This is a genomic window from Pseudomonas sp. FP215, from assembly GCF_030687795.1.
Lineage (GTDB): Bacteria > Pseudomonadota > Gammaproteobacteria > Pseudomonadales > Pseudomonadaceae > Aquipseudomonas > Aquipseudomonas salmasensis.
The window spans coordinates 2362761-2383812 of the sequence record NZ_CP117447.1; the positions used below are offsets into that span (position 1 = coordinate 2362761).

At 60.6% G+C, this 21052-nt stretch carries 18 protein-coding genes and 1 pseudogene; 2 read left to right on the forward strand and 17 right to left on the reverse strand.

The annotated features are described in order from the left end of the window. Positions 1 to 56 precede the first annotated feature (56 nt). Positions 57 to 890, forward strand: a complete 834-nt coding sequence (locus PSH76_RS10890) for an arylamine N-acetyltransferase (protein ID WP_305494074.1) — start codon at positions 57 to 59, stop codon at positions 888 to 890. 125 nt (positions 891 to 1015) lie between these two features. Further along, complete coding sequence (locus PSH76_RS10895) at positions 1016 to 1768, forward strand: outer membrane beta-barrel protein (RefSeq protein WP_003192126.1); 753 nt, start codon at positions 1016 to 1018, stop codon at positions 1766 to 1768. Positions 1769 to 1830: 62 nt separating this feature from the next. Here PSH76_RS10895 and PSH76_RS10900 read toward each other — a convergent pair whose 3' ends face one another. The 17 genes and pseudogenes from PSH76_RS10900 to PSH76_RS10980 form a co-directional block, all read right to left on the reverse strand. Continuing rightward, positions 1831 to 2145: a DNA-binding transcriptional regulator gene (locus PSH76_RS10900; RefSeq protein ID WP_032896658.1), complete on the reverse strand. Its 315-nt coding sequence runs from the start codon at positions 2143 to 2145 to the stop codon at positions 1831 to 1833. Next, positions 2135 to 2484: pseudogene (locus PSH76_RS10905) on the reverse strand (toxin). The gene PSH76_RS10900 and the pseudogene PSH76_RS10905 overlap by 11 nt, the downstream one beginning before the upstream one ends. 238 nt (positions 2485 to 2722) lie before the next feature. Further along, entirely contained in the window at positions 2723 to 4186 is a 1464-nt protein-coding gene (gene nuoN / locus PSH76_RS10910; protein WP_003192122.1) for an NADH-quinone oxidoreductase subunit NuoN, read from the reverse strand. Between the two features lie 7 nt (positions 4187 to 4193). Next, positions 4194 to 5726: an NADH-quinone oxidoreductase subunit M gene (gene nuoM, locus PSH76_RS10915; RefSeq protein ID WP_014718913.1), complete on the reverse strand. Its 1533-nt coding sequence runs from the start codon at positions 5724 to 5726 to the stop codon at positions 4194 to 4196. Between the two features lie 55 nt (positions 5727 to 5781). Next, on the reverse strand, positions 5782 to 7635 hold the full coding sequence (gene nuoL / locus PSH76_RS10920; protein WP_044274602.1) for an NADH-quinone oxidoreductase subunit L: 1854 nt from the start codon (positions 7633 to 7635) through the stop codon (positions 5782 to 5784). Continuing rightward, positions 7632 to 7940, reverse strand: coding sequence for an NADH-quinone oxidoreductase subunit NuoK (gene nuoK, locus PSH76_RS10925; RefSeq protein ID WP_003174727.1), 309 nt, complete (start codon positions 7938 to 7940; stop codon positions 7632 to 7634). Before nuoK ends, nuoL begins: the two co-directional genes overlap by 4 nt. A 2-nt stretch (positions 7941 to 7942) precedes the next feature. Further along, positions 7943 to 8446 (reverse strand): NADH-quinone oxidoreductase subunit J, encoded by a 504-nt coding sequence (gene nuoJ, locus PSH76_RS10930; protein ID WP_003174726.1) that lies wholly within the window; start codon positions 8444 to 8446, stop codon positions 7943 to 7945. Positions 8447 to 8455: 9 nt separating this feature from the next. Beyond that, positions 8456 to 9004: an NADH-quinone oxidoreductase subunit NuoI gene (nuoI, locus tag PSH76_RS10935; protein WP_003174725.1), complete on the reverse strand. Its 549-nt coding sequence runs from the start codon at positions 9002 to 9004 to the stop codon at positions 8456 to 8458. Between the two features lie 11 nt (positions 9005 to 9015). Further along, on the reverse strand, positions 9016 to 10023 hold the full coding sequence (nuoH, locus tag PSH76_RS10940) for an NADH-quinone oxidoreductase subunit NuoH (RefSeq protein WP_003174724.1): 1008 nt from the start codon (positions 10021 to 10023) through the stop codon (positions 9016 to 9018). Continuing rightward, entirely contained in the window at positions 10020 to 12734 is a 2715-nt protein-coding gene (gene nuoG, locus PSH76_RS10945; protein ID WP_305494075.1) for an NADH-quinone oxidoreductase subunit NuoG, read from the reverse strand. Before nuoG ends, nuoH begins: the two co-directional genes overlap by 4 nt. A 135-nt stretch (positions 12735 to 12869) precedes the next feature. Continuing rightward, positions 12870 to 14225 carry an NADH-quinone oxidoreductase subunit NuoF gene (gene nuoF, locus PSH76_RS10950; RefSeq protein ID WP_032896666.1) on the reverse strand — a complete coding sequence of 452 codons (1356 nt, stop codon included), beginning with the start codon at positions 14223 to 14225 and terminating at the stop codon, positions 12870 to 12872. Further along, a complete protein-coding gene (gene nuoE, locus PSH76_RS10955) occupies positions 14222 to 14719 on the reverse strand; it encodes an NADH-quinone oxidoreductase subunit NuoE (RefSeq protein WP_003174721.1) in 498 nt (165 codons plus the stop codon). The genes nuoF and nuoE overlap by 4 nt, the downstream gene beginning before the upstream one ends. Before the next feature lie 2 nt (positions 14720 to 14721). After that, positions 14722 to 16506 carry an NADH-quinone oxidoreductase subunit C/D gene (nuoC, locus tag PSH76_RS10960; RefSeq protein ID WP_003192111.1) on the reverse strand — a complete coding sequence of 595 codons (1785 nt, stop codon included), beginning with the start codon at positions 16504 to 16506 and terminating at the stop codon, positions 14722 to 14724. A gap of 72 nt (positions 16507 to 16578) precedes the next feature. Then, positions 16579 to 17253 (reverse strand): NADH-quinone oxidoreductase subunit B family protein, encoded by a 675-nt coding sequence (locus tag PSH76_RS10965; protein WP_003174719.1) that lies wholly within the window; start codon positions 17251 to 17253, stop codon positions 16579 to 16581. A 10-nt stretch (positions 17254 to 17263) separates the two neighbouring features. Then, positions 17264 to 17677, reverse strand: a complete 414-nt coding sequence (locus PSH76_RS10970; RefSeq protein WP_003192109.1) for an NADH-quinone oxidoreductase subunit A — start codon at positions 17675 to 17677, stop codon at positions 17264 to 17266. A 659-nt stretch (positions 17678 to 18336) separates the two neighbouring features. Next, positions 18337 to 19662: an isocitrate lyase gene (gene aceA, locus PSH76_RS10975; RefSeq protein WP_003174717.1), complete on the reverse strand. Its 1326-nt coding sequence runs from the start codon at positions 19660 to 19662 to the stop codon at positions 18337 to 18339. Positions 19663 to 20156: 494 nt separating this feature from the next. Next, the gene (locus tag PSH76_RS10980; protein WP_305494076.1) at positions 20157 to 20894 is read right to left on the reverse strand and encodes a secretin N-terminal domain-containing protein; all 738 of its coding nucleotides are present in this window, start codon (positions 20892 to 20894) and stop codon (positions 20157 to 20159) included. Positions 20895 to 21052: the final 158 nt, after the last annotated feature.

The following is a 21052-nucleotide window of genomic DNA, read 5'->3' on the forward strand; positions in this document are numbered from 1 at the left end:
ACGCACACAGAGGCGCGGCATAGTGACGCTCTCGCCCTGCGCCCAAGGATCGCGCCATGTACACACTCGCCAATAGCCGCCTGTACCTGCAACGCCTGGGCTATGCCTCGCCACCGCCGCCCACCCTGCAAACCCTGCGGGACCTGCAACTGCGCCATGTGTGCACCTTCGCCTTTGAAAGCCTGTCGACCCTGATGCATGCACCGGTGCCGATCGACCTGCCCAGCGTCGAGCGTAAGGTGCTGCATGAGGGGCGTGGCGGCTATTGCTACGAGTTGAACCAGCTGTTCCTGGCCCTGTTGTTGGAACTGGGCTTTGATGCCCGTGGCATCACCGGGCGCGTTGTGATCGGCGGCCCACCGGACGCCCACACCGGGCGAACCCATCGCTTGAGCCTGGTGACCCTCGGTGGCGTGCGCTATATCACCGATGTCGGTTTTGGCGGCATGGTGCCCAGCAGTCCGTTGCAACTGGACACCGAAGCGCCCCAGGCCACCGCTCATGAGCCTTATCGACTGACGCTCAATCAAGGCAGCTACACGCTATGGGCCCAGGTGGGCGAGGAGTGGCGCGGCCTGTACGTGTTCGACCTGCAAACCCAGGCCGACATCGACTATGAAATCGGCAACTGGTACGTCTCCACGCACCCTGGCTCACCGTTCGTAGGGCAGTTGAAAGCCGCGCTGCTTGCGCCCGGTAAACGTCATACCTTGGCCAACGCCCGCTATGCCCTTCATTATCTGGATCGACCCAGCGAAAAGCGCACGCTGGAGAGTGTCGATGAGTTACTGGAACTGTTGCGCGACACCTTCGGCATTCGGCTGCCGGAGCAGCCTCAACTTCACGAAGCCGTTGAACACCTGATTCGCATGGATCCTGAAGAGTCTTGAGATAGAGCCTTCGCTGAATCGTTTTTCCTCCATTTTGGTACAAATCCGTTCGAACTTTTTGCAAACGCCAAGGTTCGAACCGATTCCTGAATACTTTGCCCACCTTAAAATGGAGATGTAAAACGATGTCCAAACTATTCGGAAAATTCCTCAAGAACACCTCGTTGCTGGCCCTGGTGGCTGCGCCTGGCGTGGTGTTCGCAGCACCTTCCACTGACCCGATTTCCACGTTCGGGATCATGGGCAGCTACAACGACTTCAAACTTGAAGGCGGTAGCGAAAGCGACAAAGACCACATGCCCGAAGCCGGCCTGTTCTACAACTTCGGCAACAAGCTCACTGCCGAGTCGGGCTTTATCTACCAGGCCGGTATCGAAGCCAAGTACGGCGAAAAAAGCGATAACAAACTCAAGGAAGGCCAGGCCGACCTCGACCTCGGCTGGCGTGCCGCGCTGGATGCGCGCAATTTTGTCGACGTGATCGTGGGTGGCGGCTACAGCTGGACCCGCTACGAGCCGGACACCAATGGCTACGACATGAAGCTCACCAACAAGTCGCCGTTTGCCAAGGCCGCTTTGGGCTACAACCACCAGTTCGATGACATGACCCTGCGCGTTGAAGCCGGCGCCCGTCACACCATCGACGGCCGCGCCAAGCTCAAGGTAGACGGTGTTGGCAGCGACACCGTCGACCTCAAGGACCGCACCAACCCTTACGCCGAAGTCAGCCTGCTGATGAACCAGAAGGGCGACCTGCCAGTGATGGCGGGCCTGTACTACACCCGCACCGAGTACAAGCTCGATAACGATTCCTATGTGGCCGACAACACCAAGCTCAAGCGTGATGAGTATGGTTTCAAGGTGGGTATCGCGTTCTAACGCTGTTTACGCTGTAAAAACGCCCCGAATGCTCGGGGCGTTTTTTTTGCGGCTATTGCCGGTCAGCCCAATGCGGCAAGTTGCGCCACGGTTTCCGGAAAGCGCGCCACCAGTCGTATCAACGTCACAGCCTGCGCATTCGGCTTGGCCCGGCCTTGCTCCCAGTTCTCCAAGGTGCGGGTGTTGGTGCGCAGGTACATAGCGAATACCGAGCGGGACAGGTTGAGTTGCTGGCGTACGGCGATTACCTCCTCAGCGCGCAGTGGCGCCAGCTTGTTGAGGTGCGCTTTGTGGGTGCGCAGGGTGATTTTGCCCTGGCGTTCATCGGCCAGGGCGTCGAAGCCTTCGACCAGTTCGGAAAAGATTTCACGTTTCATGGTGTGTTCTCGCTTTGATTTCCCTGTCTAGCATGTGTTTAAGGGCTTTCTTGTGTTGGGGTGTCAGGTCGTTCTGTTCGTGTTTGCCGTACAAAGTGAATAACCAGAATTGCGTACCGCCTGACCACCAGTAGTAAATGACCCGCAGGCCACCGCGCTTGCCTTTGTTTCGTCGCTCATCGACGAAGCGAACTTTCTCAACCCGCCCGTTCCTTCGATCACGTCTCCCGCTTCTGGGTTTTTCATCAACTCCTGCTGAAAACCGTGAAAAAGCTCATCGCTCAGATAGTCCCTGCGATGCCGTTCGAATGCCGGCAGTTCGATAAATAGAGCATCCATGTTCTGTACGTAGCCTGCGTATAGTTTGGTGGCCCACTCGCTATGGGTCAAGCGCCCAAGCTGTGGGAACTTTCTTAAAACGCAAACACCTTAAGGCCGCATCCAGCGGGGAAGATGCCGGATGAGGAGGCAGATTGAAGAGGAAATTTCAGCGAGTAGGGAAGGGAAAAAGCCAGGCTATTGAAACGCAAAACGGCGCCCAAAGGCGCCGTTCTGTTTACTGCATCAACCTAAGCGATCAAACGCCCAGCACCGCGTGCTGCACCAGGGTGAGCAACGGTTGTGGGTACACGCCCAGGAAGAAGGCGAGCAGGGCGATCGCCAGCAGCATCACGCCACCGGCTTTCTGTTCCCAGTGCAGCTCGGCATCCACACGGCGCAGGTTTGGCTCGATCAGGTACAGGGTCACCATCACGCGCAGGTAGTAGAACACGCCGATGGCGCTGCCCAGTACCAACGAGGCTACCAGCCACCATTCGTGGGCTTCGACACCGGTCGCGACGATGTAGAACTTGCCGATAAAGCCCGCGGTCAGCGGAATACCGGCCAGGGACAGCATCATCACGGTGAGTACGGCGGTCAGGTACGGACGGCGCCAGAACAGGCCGCGGTATTCGTACAGGGCGTCGGCGTCCCGGCCTTTGTACGGCGACGACATCAAGGTGATGACGCCGAACGCACCCAGGCTGGTGATCACGTAGGTGACCAGGTACACGCCGATGGCTTCCACGGCCAGGCCTTTGCTCGCCACCAGGGCGATCAGCAGGTAGCCGAAGTGGGCGATGGACGAATAACCCAGCAGACGCTTGAGGTTGTTCTGGGTCAGGGCCAGCAGGTTACCGAACAGGATCGACGCGATGGCGATCACGGTCAGTACGTTGCTCAGCACGCCGGTGTTGGCGGCGGGGGAGATTTGGAACAGACGCACCATCACCGCAAACACGGCCACCTTGGACGCCGTGGCCAGGAACGCGGCCACCGGCGCTGGAGCGCCTTCGTACACGTCCGGAGTCCACAGGTGGAACGGCACCAGCGACAGCTTGAACGCCAGGCCGATCAGCATCATCGCCAGGCCCAGTTGGGCAATCGGCGCTGGGCTGTTGGTGGCGGCCAGGGCGTGGCCGATACCGGTGAAGCTCAGGCTGCCGGCTTCGGCGTAGAGCAGGGCCATACCAAACAACAGGAACGCGGAACCGGCGGCCGACAGCACCATGTACTTGATGCCGGCTTCCAGGGAGCGCTTGTTGAAGAAGGCGTAGGCCACCAGGCCGTAGGTCGGGATCGACAGCAGTTCCAGGCCGATGAACAGGCCCGCCAGGTGCTGCGCGCTGACCAGCACGATACCGCCGGCCGCAGCCAGCAGGATCAGCAGGTACAGCTCTTCCTTGTTGCCCGGGTAGCCGGTGCCGCCTTCGCCGAGGTAGGCGTGGGCGAGGGTGACGCAGGCCAGGGTCGCCACCAGGATCAGGGCGATGTACAGCAACGCGAAGTCATCGACCATCATCAATGGCGTGACCGCCAGTGGCGCGACCTTGAGGGCCGGGATGATCGACAGCAGGGCCAGGTTCAACCCGGCGCAGGACAGCAGGAACGTTTGCGAGTGATTGCGGCGCCAGGCGATTGCCAGCATCACCACCACGATGGTGAGGCTGGTAATCAGCAGCGGCGCAAGCGCGATAAAGTGTTGGATCGTGAATTCCATAGCGCTCTTACCGGGCCGAAGCGAGTTGGGAGAAGGCGGTGCCGAACCACTGCTGCACGCCATGCATCGTTGCGGCAGAAGTGTCCAGGAACGGTTGCGGGTACACGCCGATGAAGATCAGCAATACCGCAAGGCCGAGCACCATGATCAGTTCGCGCGCATCCATCCCTTGCAGGACGGTGTCGGACTTGGCCGGGCCGAAATAGGCACGGTGGATCATGATCAGCGAGTAGACCGAACCGAACACCAGGCCGGACGTGGCGATGGCGCTGATCCACGGCGTCTGCACAAAGGCACCCATCAGGATCAGGAACTCGCCGATGAAGTTACCGGTACCCGGCAAGCCCAGCGACGCGGCGGCAAAGAACAGGCTGATCGCCGGCAGGTAAGCGATGCGCGACCACACGCCACCCATTTCACGCATGTCACGGGTATGCAGACGCTCGTACAGCTGACCACTCAGGATAAAGAGGGCAGCGGCCGAAACACCGTGGGCCAACATCTGGATCACTGCGCCCTGCAGCGCCAGTTGGCTGCCGGAGTAGATGCCGATCAGTACGAAACCCATGTGGGAAACGGACGAGAAGGCAATCAGACGCTTGATGTCGGTTTGCGCGAAGGCCAGGAACGCACCGTAGAAGATCCCGATCAGACCCAGGGTCATGGCGATCGGCGCGAACTCGGCCGAAGCATTCGGGAACAGCGGCAGGGCGAAACGCAGCAGGCCGTAGGCAGCGGTCTTCAACAGGATACCGGCCAGGTCCACGGAGCCGGCAGTCGGCGCCTGGGCGTGGGCGTCAGGCAACCAGGAGTGGAACGGCACCACCGGCAGCTTCACCGCGAAGGCGATGAAGAAGCCCAGCATCAGCACGTACTCGGTGGTCAGCGACATCTTGGTTTTCAACAGGTCGGCGTAGTTGAAGGTAATCACGCCGGTGTTGTTGAAGTTGACCAGTACAAGGCCCAGGATCGCCACCAACATGATCAGGCCGGAAGCCTGGGTGAAGATGAAGAACTTGGTCGCCGCGTAGATCCGGGTTTTCTTGCCGTCCGAAGAACTGTGACCCCAGAGCGCGATGAGGAAGTACATCGGCACCAGCATCATTTCCCAGAAGAAGAAGAACATGAACAGGTCAAGGGCGAGGAACACGCCGACAACACCGCCCAGGATCCACATCAGGTTCAGGTGGAAGAAGCCCACGTGACGCTGGATCTCTTTCCAGGAGCAAAGTACCGAGAGGATACCCAGCAGGCCGGTCAGCAGGATCATCAACAGTGACAGGCCGTCGAGGGCCAGGTGCACGTTGATGCCGAAGCGCTGGATCCACACGTGCTTGAATTCAAGCGCGAAGGTGGGGTCGACACCCGGTGCCGGAGCGAATGAATAGTCACCATGGGCCCACAGCCAGAGGCCGAGCGCGAGTTCCAGGGACATGGTCAGCAACGCAATCCAGCGGGGGAGGGTGGCGCCGAAGCGTTCACCCATCCAGCAGAGCAGGCCGCCGATAAAGGGGATCAGGATTAGCCAGGGCAGAATCATGACGGGCTCGTTTCCTTTCGCAAGTTCGCAAAGTACGCAGTGCACTTAAACATAGTCAGACCGCTACCACGACGATGGCGCCGATCACCAGAACGGCACCCGCCGCCATGGACGCTGCATACCAACGCAATTGGCCGGTCTCGCTGCGGCTCAGGGCGGTGTGACCGGCCTTGGCGGCACGCGGGATCAAACCGATGGTCTGGTCGAGCGGGTCTTTGCGCAGCACGTGGCTGATCGCAAGGTAAGGTTTGACGAACAGTTTGTCGTAGATCCAATCGAAGCCCCAGGCAGCGAACCACCAGGCCGACAGGAAGCGACCAATGCCACTGTTGGCCACGGCGGTCACGAAGCGACGCTTGCCGAGGAACAGCAGGGCCGCCAGCAGGATACCGGCGATGGCGATGGCGCCCGAGGCGATTTCCAGGCTGTGCTGGGCTTCGCCGCCGGCATGGCCGACGCTTTGTGGCAACACACCGTGCAGCGGCGGGGTGATCATCGCGCCGACGAAGGTCGACAGTACGATCAGCACCGACAGTGGCAACCAGTGGGAGATGCCGTGGCCTGCGTGCGCTTCGGTCTTGGCTTCACCGTGGAAGGTGATGAAGATCAGGCGGAAGGTGTACAGCGAGGTCATGAACGCACCCACCAGGCCTGCGTACAGCAGGTTCTGGTTACCGCTGGCGAAAGCTTCCCAGAGGATCTCGTCCTTGGAGTAGAAACCGGCGGTCACCAACGGCAGGGCGGCCAGGGCGGCACCACCGACGATGAAGCTGGCGTAGGCCAGTGGCAGTTTCTTCCACAGGCCGCCCATCTTGAAGATGTTCTGCTCGTGGTGGCAGGCCACGATCACCGCACCGGAGGCGAGGAACAGCAGGGCCTTGAAGAACGCGTGGGTCATCAGGTGGAAGATCGCCGCGTCCCAGGCGCCGACGCCCAGGGCCAGGAACATGTAGCCGATCTGGCTCATGGTCGAGTAGGCGAGGATACGCTTGATGTCGGTCTGCACCAGCGCGGCGAAGCCGGCCAGTACCAGGGTCACGCCGCCGACGATGCCCACCAGGTGCAGGATGTCCGGCGCCAGGGTGAACAGGCCGTGGGTACGGGCGATCAGGTAGACACCGGCGGTTACCATGGTGGCGGCGTGGATCAGTGCCGATACCGGGGTAGGGCCGGCCATCGCATCCGCGAGCCAGGTTTGCAGCGGCAGTTGCGCAGATTTACCCACGGCGCCGCCCAGCAGCATCAGGGTCGCCAGGGTGATCCAGAAGTCGCCGACCTGGAATTTCTGCGGAGCCAGCACCAGCAGTTCCTGGATGTTCAGCGTGCCCACCTGTTGGAACAGGATGAACAGGCCGATGGCCATGAACACGTCGCCGATGCGGGTGACGATAAACGCCTTGAGTGCCGCGTTACCGTTGTTGCGGTTGCTGTAGTAGAAACCGATCAACAGGTACGAGCACAGGCCCACGCCTTCCCAGCCGAAGTACAGGAACAACAGGTTATCGCCCAGCACCAGGAACAGCATGCTGGCGATAAACAGGTTGGTGTACGAGAAGAAGCGCGAGTAGCCCGCTTCACCGCGCATGTACCAGGACGCGAACAGGTGGATCAGGAAGCCCACACCCACCACCACGCCAAGCATGGTGATCGACAGGCCATCGATGTAGAGGGCGAAGTTGGGCTTGAAGCCCTCAACCGCCATCCACTGCCACAGCACCAGGGTGTAGTGACCGCCTTCAGGCGGTGCCACGTTGAATTGCCAGATGACGTAGGCGGCCACGATGGCCGACAGGCCGATGGAGCCCACGCCGATCAAGGCCGAGAGGTTTTCTGACCAGCGCCCGCGAGAGAACGACAGCAGCAGGAAACCGATCAGGGGGAATACGAAAGTCAGAAAGATCATGTTCATCCGCGCATCTCACTGGCAGCGTCGATATCAAGCGTGTGGAAGCGACGGTACAGCTGCAGCAGGATCGCCAGGCCAATACTGGCTTCGGCGGCTGCCAGGCTGATCACCAGGATGAACATCACTTGCCCATCCGGCTGGCCCCAACGTGCGCCTGCCACGATGAACGCCAATGCTGCGGCGTTCATCATGATTTCCAGGCTCATCAACACGAACAGAATGTTACGGCGAACCATCAGGCCGACCAGGCCAAGGCAGAACAGGATGCCGGCGACCGCCAGACCATGCTCCAAAGGGATAGCAGGCATCGTCATTGCTCCTTGGCTTCGTTGCGGCCCAAGTGGAAGGCCGTGATGGCTGCGGCGAGCAGCAGCATCGAAGCCAGTTCGACCACCAGCAGGTACGGGCCGAACAGGCTGATGCCCACGGCTTTCGCGTCTACGGTGGTGTGGCCGATGGCCTGGCCGCTCTGGTGAGCGAACAGCACATACAGCAGTTCACCCAGCAGCAAGGCTGCGAGCACAACCGGGCCGAGCCAGATGCCGGGCTTGAGCCAGACGCGTTCCTGGGCGACCGAAGCCGGCCCCAGGTTGAGCATCATCACCACAAACACGAACAGCACCATGATGGCGCCGGCGTAGGCGATCACTTCCAGCACACCGGCGAACGGTGCGCCGAGGCTGAAAAAGGTCATGGCCACGGCGATCAGCGAAATGATCAGGTAGAGCAGGGCGTGCACGGGGTTAGTGTTGGTGATCACGCGAAGCGTGGACACCACTGCAATACCCGATGCGAAATAGAAAGCGAATTCCATCTTTCTTCCTTAAGGCAGCAAGCTCTTCACGTTGATCGGCTCGGCTTCGTTTTGTGCGGCGCCTTTTGGCTTACCGGCAACGGCCATACCTGCAACACGATAGAAGTTGTAATCAGGGTTTTTACCGGGACCAGAGATCAGCAGATCTTCTTTCTCGTACACCAGGTCCTGACGTTTGAACTCGGCCATCTCGAAATCCGGGGTGAGCTGGATCGCGGTGGTCGGGCAAGCTTCCTCGCAGAGGCCGCAGAAAATGCAGCGCGAGAAGTTGATGCGGAAGAAGTCCGGGTACCAGCGACCGTCTTCGGTTTCAGCTTTCTGCAGGGAAATGCAACCCACCGGGCACGCCACGGCGCACAGGTTGCAGGCTACGCAACGCTCTTCGCCGTCGGGGTCGCGGGTCAGTACGATGCGGCCGCGATAGCGCGGCGGCAGGTACACCGCTTCTTCGGGGTATTGCAGGGTGTCGCGTTTGCGAAAGCCGTGACCGAACACCATCACCAGGCTTCGCAACTGGGTACCGGTACCCTTAACGATGTCGCCAATATATTTGAACATGGGTCAAATCCTCACTGAACCGCGGCCGCGGGCGTGTTCAACAACACGACGGCAGCCGTCACCAGCAAATTGATCAGGGTCAGCGGCAGGCAGAATCTCCAGCTGAAATCCATCACCTGGTCATAGCGTGGGCGCGGAATCGAGGCGCGCAGCAGGATGAACAGCATGATGAAGAACGCGGTCTTCAGGAAGAACCAGAAGAAGGCCAACTGCGGCAGGATGCCGAACGGACCGTGCCAGCCGCCGAAGAACAGCGTGACCAGCAGGGCCGAGATCAAGATGATGCCGATGTACTCACCGACGAAGAACATGCCCCACTTCATGCCGGCATATTCAATGTGGTAACCGTCGGCCAGTTCCTGTTCCGCTTCCGGCTGGTCGAAGGGGTGACGGTGAGTCACGGCCACGCCAGCGATGAAGAAGGTGCAGAAGCCGAAGAACTGCGGAATGATGAACCACAGGTTCTGTGCCTGGTACTCGACGATGTCGCGCATGTTGAACGAGCCAACCTGCACCACGATGCCCATCAGTGCCAACCCCATGAACACTTCATAGGATACGGTTTGCGCCGAGGCACGCAAGCTGCCCAGCAGGGCGAACTTGTTGTTGCTCGACCAACCGGCGAACAGCACCGCGTACACCGACAAACCGGCCATGGCGAAGAAGAACAGCAAGCCGATGTTCAGGTCCGCCACGCCCCAGGTCGGGGTGATCGGGATGATCGCAAAGGCAATCAGCAAGGCGCTCATGGCCACCACCGGTGCCAGGGTGAAGATCACCTTGTCGGCAAACGGCGGGGTCCAGTCTTCCTTGAAGAACATTTTCAGCATGTCGGCAGCGATCTGGAACATGCCGAACGGGCCAACGCGGTTCGGACCGTAACGGTCCTGCCACCAGCCCAGCAGGCGACGTTCGACGAAGCTGAGCAGGGCGCCCGCGACGACCACGGCCAACAGGATCACGATGGCCTTGACCACCGAGATGATCACGTCAATTACTTCCGGCGTGAACCAAGTCATTGCGCTGCCTCCTGCAGACCGTCAACGGTTGTGCCGAAAATGGCAGGCGGAATACCGGCGATGCCTTTAGGCAGTGCAACCAGGCCGGCACCCAGCTCGTCATTGATACGCAGCGGCAGACGCAGGGTCTGGCCGGCCACGTTGAGGCTGAGCAGGGCACCGTCGTTGACGCCCAGGCGGTCGGCTTCGGACTTGGCCACGGACACGTAAGCGGCAGGAATGCGCTCTTGCACCGGCGCGGCCTTGGAAGAGGTTTCTTCGCTGCCGAACAGGTGGAAGAACGGCACGACCTGCCAGGTGCCCGGCGCCGGGTTGAACGGACGCGGTACCGCAGCGAACCAGTTCAGCGAGTCACCGCTGGCTTCGATCAGGCGGGTGCCCGGGTCGCCAGCGCGGATGTGACCACCGACTTCGTCCTGGAACTTGTTCCAGGCCTGCGGCGAGTTCCAGCCCGGCGACCAGGCAAACGGCACCTGCTGACGCGGTTCGGCCGAACCCGAGTAACCTTCCATGGAGAAGGCGAACGCGGTGTCGTTGTCTTGCGGGGTACGCGGCTCGTGCACGCTGATGTCGGCGCGCATGGCGGTACGACCGGAGTAGCGCAGCGGCTCACGCGCCAGTTTCAGGCCCTTGATGCGGAACGCGGCAGATGGCGCGGCATCGACGATACGAGCAAGCTGCGGCGCGCTGGCGGCGGTGGCAGCGGTGACGTGGTCGAGCTGGGTCCAGTCGATCGGCTGGTTCAGCAGGGTGGCGCGCAGGGCATGCAGCCAGCGCCAGCCTTCGTGCACCAGGATGCTGGCGTCCATGTACTTCGGATCGAACACCTGGAAGAAGCGCTGGGCGCGGCCTTCCTGGCTGACCAGGGTACCGTCGCCTTCAGCGAAGGTGGCGGCTGGCAGCACCAGGTCGGCGCGGTCGCTGGTGGCGGTCCTCTGGTGGTCGGCGACGATCAGCACCTTGGCGGCGTTGAGCGCAGCGTCAACCTTGGCGGCAGCGGTGCGGGTGTACAGGTCGTTTTCCAGTACCACGATGGCGTCGGCGTTGCCGTCGATCACCGCTTGCAGCGCTGCGTCCACGGACTCGCCACCGAGCATGGCCAGGCCCAGGCTGTTGGCTTCCGGTACTACCAGGCTGATGGAACCGTTTTTGTCGCGCAGCTTCAGGGCCTTGGCGATGTTGGCAGCGGCTTCGATCAGCGCTTTGGAACCCAACGAGGTACCGGCAATGATCAACGGGCGCTTGGCCGCCAGCAGGGCGTCGGCAATGCGCTGGGCCAACTCGACGGCTTCAGCGTCCAGGCCTTCAACGGCAGGCGCGCTGGCGTCGAGGGCGTGGGCCACGGCGAAACCGAGGCGGGCCAGGTCGTCCGGCGCAGCGTGCACGCATTCTTCAGCGATGTCGTCGAGCTTGGTTTCAGCCAGGGACGCGATAAACAGCGGGTTCAGCGCGTGCTGGCCGATGTTCTTCACGGCGGCGTCGAGCCAAGGCTGCACGCGCATGGCGTCGGCCATTTCTTCGGCTTTGCCTTTGACCGATTGACGCAGAGACAGGGCGATACGCGCGGCGGTCTGGGTCAGGTCTTCACCGAGCACGAAGATCGCATCGTGGTCTTCGATGTCGCGCATGTTCGGCACGGGCAGCGGGCTGTCGTTCAGCACTTGCAGGACCAGGCGAATACGCTCCAGCTCGCCGGCTTCGATACCGCAGTAGAAGTGCTCGGCACCTACCAGCTCGCGCAAGGCGAAGTTGCTTTCGAGGCTGGCGCGTGGCGAACCGATACCCACGATAGTGCGGCCGCGCAACAGGTCGGCGGCTTTATCCAGCGCGGCGTCCAGGCTCAGCTTGGCGCCATCGGCCAGCAGGGGCTGGCGTGGGCGGTCTTCGCGGTTGACGTAGCCATAGCCGAAACGGCCACGGTCGCACAGGAAGTACTGGTTGACCGAACCGTTGAAGCGGTTTTCGATACGACGCAGCTCACCGTAGCGCTCGCCCGGAGAGATGTTGCAACCGCTGGAGCAGCCATGGCAGATGCTTGGCGCAAATTGCATGTCCCACTTACGGTTGTAGCGCTCGGAGTGGGTCTTGTCGGTGAACACCCCGGTGGGGCAGACCTCGGTGAGGTTGCCGGAGAACTCGCTTTCGAGCACGCCGTCTTCAACGCGACCGAAGTACACGTTGTCGTGGGCGCCAAACACGCCCAGGTCGGTGCCGCCGGCGTAGTCTTTATAGAAGCGCACGCAGCGGTAGCAGGCGATGCAGCGGTTCATTTCGTGGGAAATGAACGGGCCGAGGTCCTGGTTCTGGTGGGTGCGCTTGGTGAAGCGATAACGGCGCTCGTTGTGGCCGGTCATCACCGTCATGTCTTGCAGGTGGCAGTGACCGCCTTCCTCACAGACCGGGCAGTCGTGGGGGTGGTTGGTCATCAGCCACTCGACAACGCTGGCGCGGAACGCCTTGGATTCTTCATCGTCGATGGAGATCCAGGTGTTGTCGGTGGCTGGGGTCATGCAGGACATGACGATACGACCACGGGTGTCGTTCTCGTCGGTGTATTGCTTGACCGCACACTGGCGGCAGGCACCGACGCTACCAAGCGCGGGGTGCCAGCAGAAATACGGGATGTCGAGGCCGAGTGACAGACACGCCTGTAACAGGTTGTCTGCCCCATCGACTTCGAGCGCTTTGCCGTCTACGTGGATAGTGGCCATGGTTCAAAGTTCTTCGTTGGCCCGTTGTCAGCGGGCGTGGCTAATGGAATCTTGTTATTCATGTGCATCTACACAGCCTTGAAGGCGTCAGCACATGAGCAGGCGAAGGGCACGGACCCTTCGCCTGTTTAAGCGTTACGCGCCGACTACGATCGGCTTTGCCAGAGGCGGGACGGCGGCGCTGGTGGGCGCGATGCCGGCTTCGAACTCCGAGCGGAAGTATTTGATTGCGCTGCCCAATGGCTCCACGGCGCCCGGTGCGTGAGCACAGAAGGTCTTGCCTGGGCCGAGGAAACCGACCAGGCCCAGCAGGGTTTCGATATCACCCTCGCGGCCTTCGCCGTTTTCCAGGGCCATCAGCAGCTTGACGCTCCACGGCAGGCCGTCGCGGCATGGGGTGCAGAAGCCGCAGGATTCACGGGCAAAGAACTGCTCCATGTTGCGCAGCAACGAGACCATGTTCACCGTGTTGTCCACTGCCATCGCCAGGCCAGTACCCATCCGGGTACCCACCTTGCCAATGCCGCCGGCATACATCTGTGCATCGAGGTGCTCAGGGAGCAGGAAACCGGTGCCGGCGCCGCCTGGCTGCCAGGCTTTCAAGGTGTAGCCGTCGCGCATGCCGCCGGCGTAGTCCTCGAACAGCTCGCGCGCGGTCACGCCGAACGGCAGCTCCCACAGGCCAGGGTTCTTGACCTTGCCGGAGAAGCCCATGAGCTTGGTGCCCATGTCTTCGCTGCCTTCGCGCGCCAGGGATTTGTACCAGTCCACGCCGTCGGCGATGATCGCCGGCACGTTGCACAGGGTCTCGACGTTGTTCACGCAGGTCGGCTTGCCCCACACGCCCACGGCGGCAGGGAAGGGCGGCTTGGAGCGCGGGTTGGCGCGGCGGCCTTCGAGGGAGTTGATCAGTGCGGTTTCTTCACCGCAGATATAACGCCCGGCGCCGGTGTGCACGAACAGTTCGAAGTCGAAACCGGAACCGAGGATGTTCTTGCCCAGCAAGCCGGCGGCTTTGGCTTCTTCCACGGCACGGTTCAGGTGCTTGGCGGCGGTGGTGTACTCGCCACGCAGGAAGATGTAGCCGCGGTAGGTTTTCAGCGCACGGGCACTGATCAGCATGCCTTCGATCAGCAGATGGGGCAGTTGCTCCATCAGCATGCGGTCTTTCCAGGTGTTGGGCTCCATTTCATCCGCGTTGCACAGCAGGTAACGGATGTTGATGGATTCGTCTTTGGGCATCAGGCCCCACTTCACGCCGGTGGGGAAACCCGCGCCGCCGCGACCCTTGAGGCCGGCGTCCTTCACGGTCTGGACGATATCGTCCTGGGCCATGTCGGCGAAGGCTTTGCGCGCTGCCGCGTAACCGTTCTTGGCCTGGTACTCGTCGAGCCATACCGGCTCGCCATCGTCACGCAGGCGCCAGGTGAGGGGGTGAGTCTCGGCCGAACGCTTGATCAGGTTGGCCGGGCCGAAGGAAGTCAGGGTCATGGGTAGCCCTCGAGCAATTGGGTGACGCCAGCGGGCTGTACGTCACCGAATGTGTCGTCGTCGATCATCAACGCCGGCGCCTTGTCGCAGTTGCCCAGGCAGCACACCGGCAGCAGCGTGAAGCGGCCGTCCGGGGTGGTCTGGCCGAGGCCGATGCCCAGCTTGTTCTGGATCTCGCTGACCACGGACTCATGGCCGCCGATGTAGCAGACCATGCTGTCGCACACGCGAATGATGTGGCGACCGACCGGCTGACGGAAGATCTGGCTGTAGAACGTGGCCACGCCTTCAACGTCGCTGGCAGGGATGCCGAGGATCTCGCCGATGGCGTAGAGCGCGCCGTCCGGCACCCAGCCACGTTCCTTCTGGACGATCTTCAGGGCTTCGATCGACGCCGCGCGCGGGTCTTCGTAGTGATGCAGCTCGTGCTCGATGGCCGAGCGCTCGGTTTCACTCAGGGTGAAACGGTCTGTCTGGATAAGCGTGCTGTTCATGCTTAGCGGTCCACGTCGGCCATAACGAAATCGATACTACCCAGGTACGCAATCAAGTCCGCGACCATCTCGCCTTTGATCACCGAAGGGATCTGCTGCAAGTGGGCAAAGCTTGGGGTACGAATCCGGGTGCGGTAGCTCATGGTGCCGCCATCGCTCGTCAGGTAATAACTGTTGATACCCTTGGTCGCTTCGATCATCTGGAAGGATTCGTTGGCCGGCATGACCGGGCCCCACGAAACCTGCAGGAAGTGCGTGATCAGGGTTTCGATGTGCTGCAGCGTGCGTTCTTTTGGCGGCGGCGTGGTCAGCGGGTGATCCGCCTTGTACGGGCCGGCCGGCATGTTGCGCATGCACTGCTCGATGATCTTCAGGCTCTGGCGCATTTCTTCGACGCGCACGATGCAACGGTCGTAGGCATCGCCATTGGCCGCCAGCGGTACTTCGAACTCGAAGTTCTCGTAGCCGGAGTACGGGCGCGCTTTACGCAGGTCGAAGTCGCAACCGGTGGAGCGCAGGCCGGCACCGGTGACGCCCCATTCCAGGGCCTCTTTGGTGTTGTACTGCGCAACGCCGATGGTGCGGCCTTTGAGGATGCTGTTGTCCAGGGCGGCTTTCTGGTATTCGTCCAGACGCTTGGGCATCCAGTCGATGAATTCCTTGACCAGGCGCTCCCAGCCGTTCGGCAGGTCGTGGGCTACGCCGCCGATGCGGTACCAGGCCGGGTGCAGGCGGAAACCGGTGATGGCTTCGATAACCTTGTAGGCGCGCTGACGGTCGGTGAAGGTGAAGAACACCGGGGTCATGGCGCCGACGTCCTGGATATAGGTGCCCAGGAACAGCAGGTGGCTGGTGATGCGGAAGAACTCGGCCATCATGATGCGGATGGTGTCGACGCGGTCTGGCACCTTGATACCGGCCAGCTTCTCGACCGAGAGCACGTACGGCAGGTTGTTCATCACGCCGCCGAGGTAGTCGATACGGTCGGTGTACGGGATGAAGCTGTGCCAGGACTGACGCTCGGCCATCTTCTCGGCGCCACGGTGGTGGTAGCCGATGTCCGGGACGCAGTCGACGATCTCTTCGCCGTCCAGTTGCAGGATGATCCGGAAGGCACCGTGAGCCGAAGGGTGGTTCGGGCCCAGGTTGAGGAACATGTAGTCCTCGTTGGTGCCCGAACGTTTCATGCCCCAGTCTTCGGGACGGAAGCGCGCGGCTTCTTCTTCCAGCTGCTGCTTGGCCAGGTTGAGGCTGAACGGGTCGAATTCGGTGGCGCGTGCAGGGAAGTCCTTGCGCAGCGGGTGACCTTCCCAAGTCGGCGGCATCATGATGCGCGTCAGGTGCGGGTGGCCCGGGAAGTCGATACCGAACATGTCCCAGACTTCACGCTCGTACCAGCTGGCGTTCGGCCAGATACCGGTCACGGTCGGGATGCTCAGGTCGCTCTCGCTCAGCGCAACCTTGATCATCACGTCGCTGTTACGTTCCAGCGACATCAGGTGGTAGAACACGGTGAAATCGGCGCCGCTCGGCAGCCCCTGGCGCTTGGTCCGCAGACGCTCGTCCACGCCATGCAGGTCATAGAGCATAACGTACGGCTTGGGCAGGTTGCGCAGGAAGGTCAGGACTTCGACGAGCCTGGCACGCGCCACCCACAGCACCGGCATACCGGTGCGTGTGGCCTGGGCGGTGAAGGCGTCAGGGCCAAAACGGTTATTGAGTTCGACAACCACATCCTGGTCGTCTGCCTTATAAGGCGGGATGTACAGAGCACTGCCTGTAGTCATGGTTTTTTATCGCTTTCGGTCAACGTAAAGAATGAAGCCAGGTTTTCGTTCTATAAAAGAAGCGGTGCTGGATCAGACTTCGTCGGGGCTGCGCAGGTTGGTGACTGCGATTCGCTGTTCGCGGCGCTGTTCCTTTTGAGACGGCATCTCGGCGCGATAAACGCCTTGATCACCGACCACCCAGGACAGTGGGCGACGCTCCTTGCCAATCGATTCCTGCAACAGCATCAAGCCTTGCAGGAACGCTTCGGGACGGGGCGGGCAGCCAGGCACGTAGACGTCCACGGGCAGGAACTTGTCCACCCCTTGAACGACCGAGTAGATGTCGTACATGCCACCGGAGTTGGCGCACGAACCCATGGAGATAACCCATTTTGGTTCGAGCATTTGCTCATAGAGACGCTGGATGATCGGCGCCATCTTGATGAAGCAGGTACCGGCGATAACCATGAAATCCGCCTGGCGCGGCGAGGCCCGGATCACTTCGGCGCCAAAGCGCGCGATGTCGTGGGGCGCCGTGAAGGCGGTGGTCATTTCCACGTAGCAGCACGAAAGGCCGAAGTTGTACGGCCACAGGGAGTTTTTACGCCCCCAGTTGACCGCGCCACTCAGCACGTCTTCCAGCTTGCCCATGTAGATGTTTTTGTGGACTTGGTCTTCTAACGGGTCGGAAACGGTTTCCCGCTCGCCGATGGGGTACTGCTCGTTAGGAGCATCCGGGTCGATCCTGGTGAGATTGTATTGCATTGCCAAAGCCTCATTGTTTCAGCTTCGCCTGCCGCTTGCGACGAGCTTCCGGAGCCCAGTCAAGGGCGCCCACTCGGAACAGGTAGACAAGACCTGCCAACAGAATTGCTATGAAAACGAGAGCTTCGACGAATCCGGTCCAGCCGCTTTCGCGGACGGACACAGACCATGCAAAGAGAAAGAGGGCTTCGATATCGAAGATCACGAACAACATCGCGACCAGATAGAATTTGGCTGAGAGCCGCAAGCGGGCGCCACCTGTAGGCAGCATGCCGGATTCGAACGGTTCGTTTTTGCTGCGGCCCCAGGCTTTTGACCCGAGGAGGCTGGACACGCCGAGCATGAAGGCGCAGAGGCCTACAACACCGAGAAGGAAAATGGCAAAGCCCCAGTTGTGGGCCATGAGTCCTGTCGCGTCGGTCATGCTGGAAATCCTTAACAGAGAGCAAAGGTCTCTGAGCTCGAAAAAGTAACGATGCAGTGACGATATGTCGCACTGCAATCAATCGCGGTGATTTTATGGCTAAACACCGGGCAAGTAAAATTCCCAGGGCGAAATTATTCGGTGGAATAAGCACATAGTGCACCTTCTTGGGGCTGTAGCCCTTGTGGTGTGGGCATTAGCGGGCTTTTCATCAAATATGTTTTGTTTAAGCTGTAACGAAGTTTTCAAGCGCCAAATGATAATGACTATTGTTTGCGCAGGGTTTAAGCGAGTGTTTCTCATGTGGCGCGGGAAGTTAGCGTTACTTGCTTGAGTGTCGCTTAGTTGTCGCAACGGCTCTTTTACCCGATTGGGCTTGTGCGGATACCGCTCTGGATCAATGTTTTGCGCAAAATTTTCAGGCTGCAATGCGTTCCACTGTGGGAGCGGGCTTGCTCGCGAAAGCGGTCTGTCAGATAAAAAGTTGCCAACTGACCACCGCATTCGCGAGCAAGCCCGCTCCCACATTTTGATCTGCTGTGTGCCAGTAAGATTTTCTTCCGGGCAAAAAAAAACGCCCCGAACCAGTCGGGGCGTGATTGTTGCGCGGCACTGCGGTTAGGTCTTCCGTGGGGCCGCAGTGGCCGTGTACGCGGTACTTAGTGGAACTGTTCTTCTTCGGTCGAACCGGTCAGCGCGGTCACGGACGAGGTGCCGCCCTGGATCACGGTGGTCATGTCGTCGAAGTAGCCGGTGCCCACTTCCTGCTGGTGCGCCACGAAGGTGTAGCCTTTGGCGGCGTCAGCGAATTCCTGCTCCTGCAGCTTCACGTAGGCCGTCATGTCGTTGCGAGCGTAGTCGTGCGCCAGGTTGAACATGCTGTGCCACATGTTGTGGATGCCCGCCAGGGTGATGAACTGGTGCTTGTAGCCCATGGCCGACAGTTCGCGCTGGAACTTGGCGATGGTCGCGTCGTCCAGGTTCTTCTTCCAGTTGAAGGAAGGCGAGCAGTTGTAGGACAGCAGTTGGTCCGGGTATTCCTTCTTGATCGCTTCGGCAAAGCGGCGTGCTTCGTCCAGGTCCGGCTTGGCGGTTTCGCACCAGATCAGGTCGGCGTAAGGAGCGTACGCCAGGCCACGGGCGATGGCCTGGTCGAGACCGGCGCGCACTTTATAGAAGCCTTCCTGGGTGCGTTCGCCGGTGACGAACGGCTGGTCGTACGGGTCGCAGTCCGAGGTCAGCAGGTCCGCTGCGTTGGCGTCAGTACGGGCCAGGATGATGGTTGGTGTACCGGCCACGTCAGCAGCCAGGCGAGCAGCGGTCAGCTTCTGTACGGCTTCCTGGGTCGGTACCAGTACCTTGCCGCCCATGTGGCCGCATTTCTTCACCGAAGCCAGTTGGTCTTCGAAGTGCACGCCGGCAGCGCCTGCCTCGATCATGCTCTTCATCAGTTCGTAGGCGTTGAGTACGCCACCGAAACCGGCTTCGGCGTCGGCCACGATTGGCGCGAAGTAGTCGATGTAGCCTTCATCGCCCGGGTTCTTGCCGGCTTTCCACTGGATCTGGTCGGCACGACGGAACGAGTTGTTGATGCGCTTGACCACGGTTGGCACCGAGTCCACCGGGTACAGCGATTGGTCGGGGTACATGGATTCAGCGGAGTTGTTGTCCGCTGCCACTTGCCAGCCGGACAGGTAGATCGCCTGGATACCGGCTTTTACCTGCTGGACTGCCTGGCCGCCAGTGAGGGCGCCCATGCAGTTGACGAAATCTTTGTCGGGACGGAAAGAAGGCTTGGCACCTTGGGTGACCAGGTTCCACAGCTTCTCGGCGCCGAGTTTTGCAAAGGTGTGCTCAGGTTGAACCGAGCCGCGCAGGCGGACGACGTCAGCAGCGGAATAAGCGCGGGTTACGCCTTTCCAGCGTGGGTTTTCAGCCCAGTCTTTTTCAAGGGCTGCAATTTGCTGTTCGCGTGTCAGTGCCATGGGGAAAAACCTCGTCGCGTCTTGTTTGAAGTATCCGTTTGCCAGCCCGGCATTCGTTGCCTGGGTAGGGTTGCTCGCTGACCAGAAGCTTTGGTGTTCAAGTCAAATCTGACGGAGGGAGGCGACGGGATGAACGATGGGGCTCAAAGGGGGAGTTGAGCAGGTAAGGGCAAACTGCGAACGGTCTTCGGGCGTCGTGGGCCTTTGTACGATCCATCAGTGTGTAGCCGGGTTACCTGGTTAGCTTCCGTCCCTCGGGACAACTTCGTTCCAGTCGCAACCAACGTCAAACACACCTTGTGGGCGGTACAGACACGAATCGGCTCAGGTGGGTAGCTTAGAGCAGCGATCCGAAGGCCCTTGCCAGGGCCCCTGATTAGCGGGAGCGAGGCCATCATGCCCATGCTTTTTTGGCTCGTCAAATGTTTTGTAGTGCTTTTTTTCAAGCACTACATCTTTAGTCTAATGCGACTTGCCAGTCAGTTTTCGGTGCCTCAGTTCAGGGTGTCGACCTTGACCCTTAAAGTCAGGTCATCGCGGCCCTGAGTAGAGTAGCTGCGGGTTGTAGAGGATTTGTCCGCCTGGGTTTCACGATTGATGCCGGCCAGGGGAATCCACTCGCCCAAGCGGCCGCTGACTGTTGTGTCGGTGCTTTGCACGTTCACTACATCGGGACGTTCCTGGCTCATCCGGTCACGGTTGGTACTGATGGCCAGGTGCACGGTTTCGCCAGTGACGCTGGCGGTCACGTAAAACCCCTGGGTGACGTTGCGATACTGGGTCTGGTTTTGCAGACGGCCATAGCTGTCCTGCTGCGTGGAGGTCAGCGGCACGCTCTGGCCAACCTGGATCAGCGCGGGCACGCCTTCGCTGGCCTGGATCTGCTGGATGCCGCCATCGCGGCTGGCGGTACCATAGCTGATGATGCGGGTCTGGCTGTCACCGCTGTTCTGCTGGTTGTTCTCGTTGGTATCGACGGTGATCAGCAAGCGTTTGGCTGGGGTGTCCAATTGGCCGAGCAGTGCGCGCAAGCCCTCGATCTTGGCGGGCTCGGCGTTAACGATAAGCTGGTTGCCGTAGGCGCTGACGGTGCCGTCCTTGCCGATGAAGTTTTGCGCGACCGGCAACAGGTCGGCGCTGGTGCGGTTGTTCAGGTTGACGACTTCAGTGGCGGCCATGGCGCAAGCGCTGACGGTCATCAGGAGGGCGGTGAGCAGGGTGCGTAGGGACATGTCCGTTATCTCTGCGAGTCATTTGCTTGATAGTGCCAGTTTGTCGGCCTGGCAGGGCGCAAGTTGAATCGTAGACGGCAAAATGCCCTGGCAGGCAGGGCATTTGGGGTGTTGCTGAAATAGCTATCGCAGGCAAGCCAGCTCCCACACTTGGAATG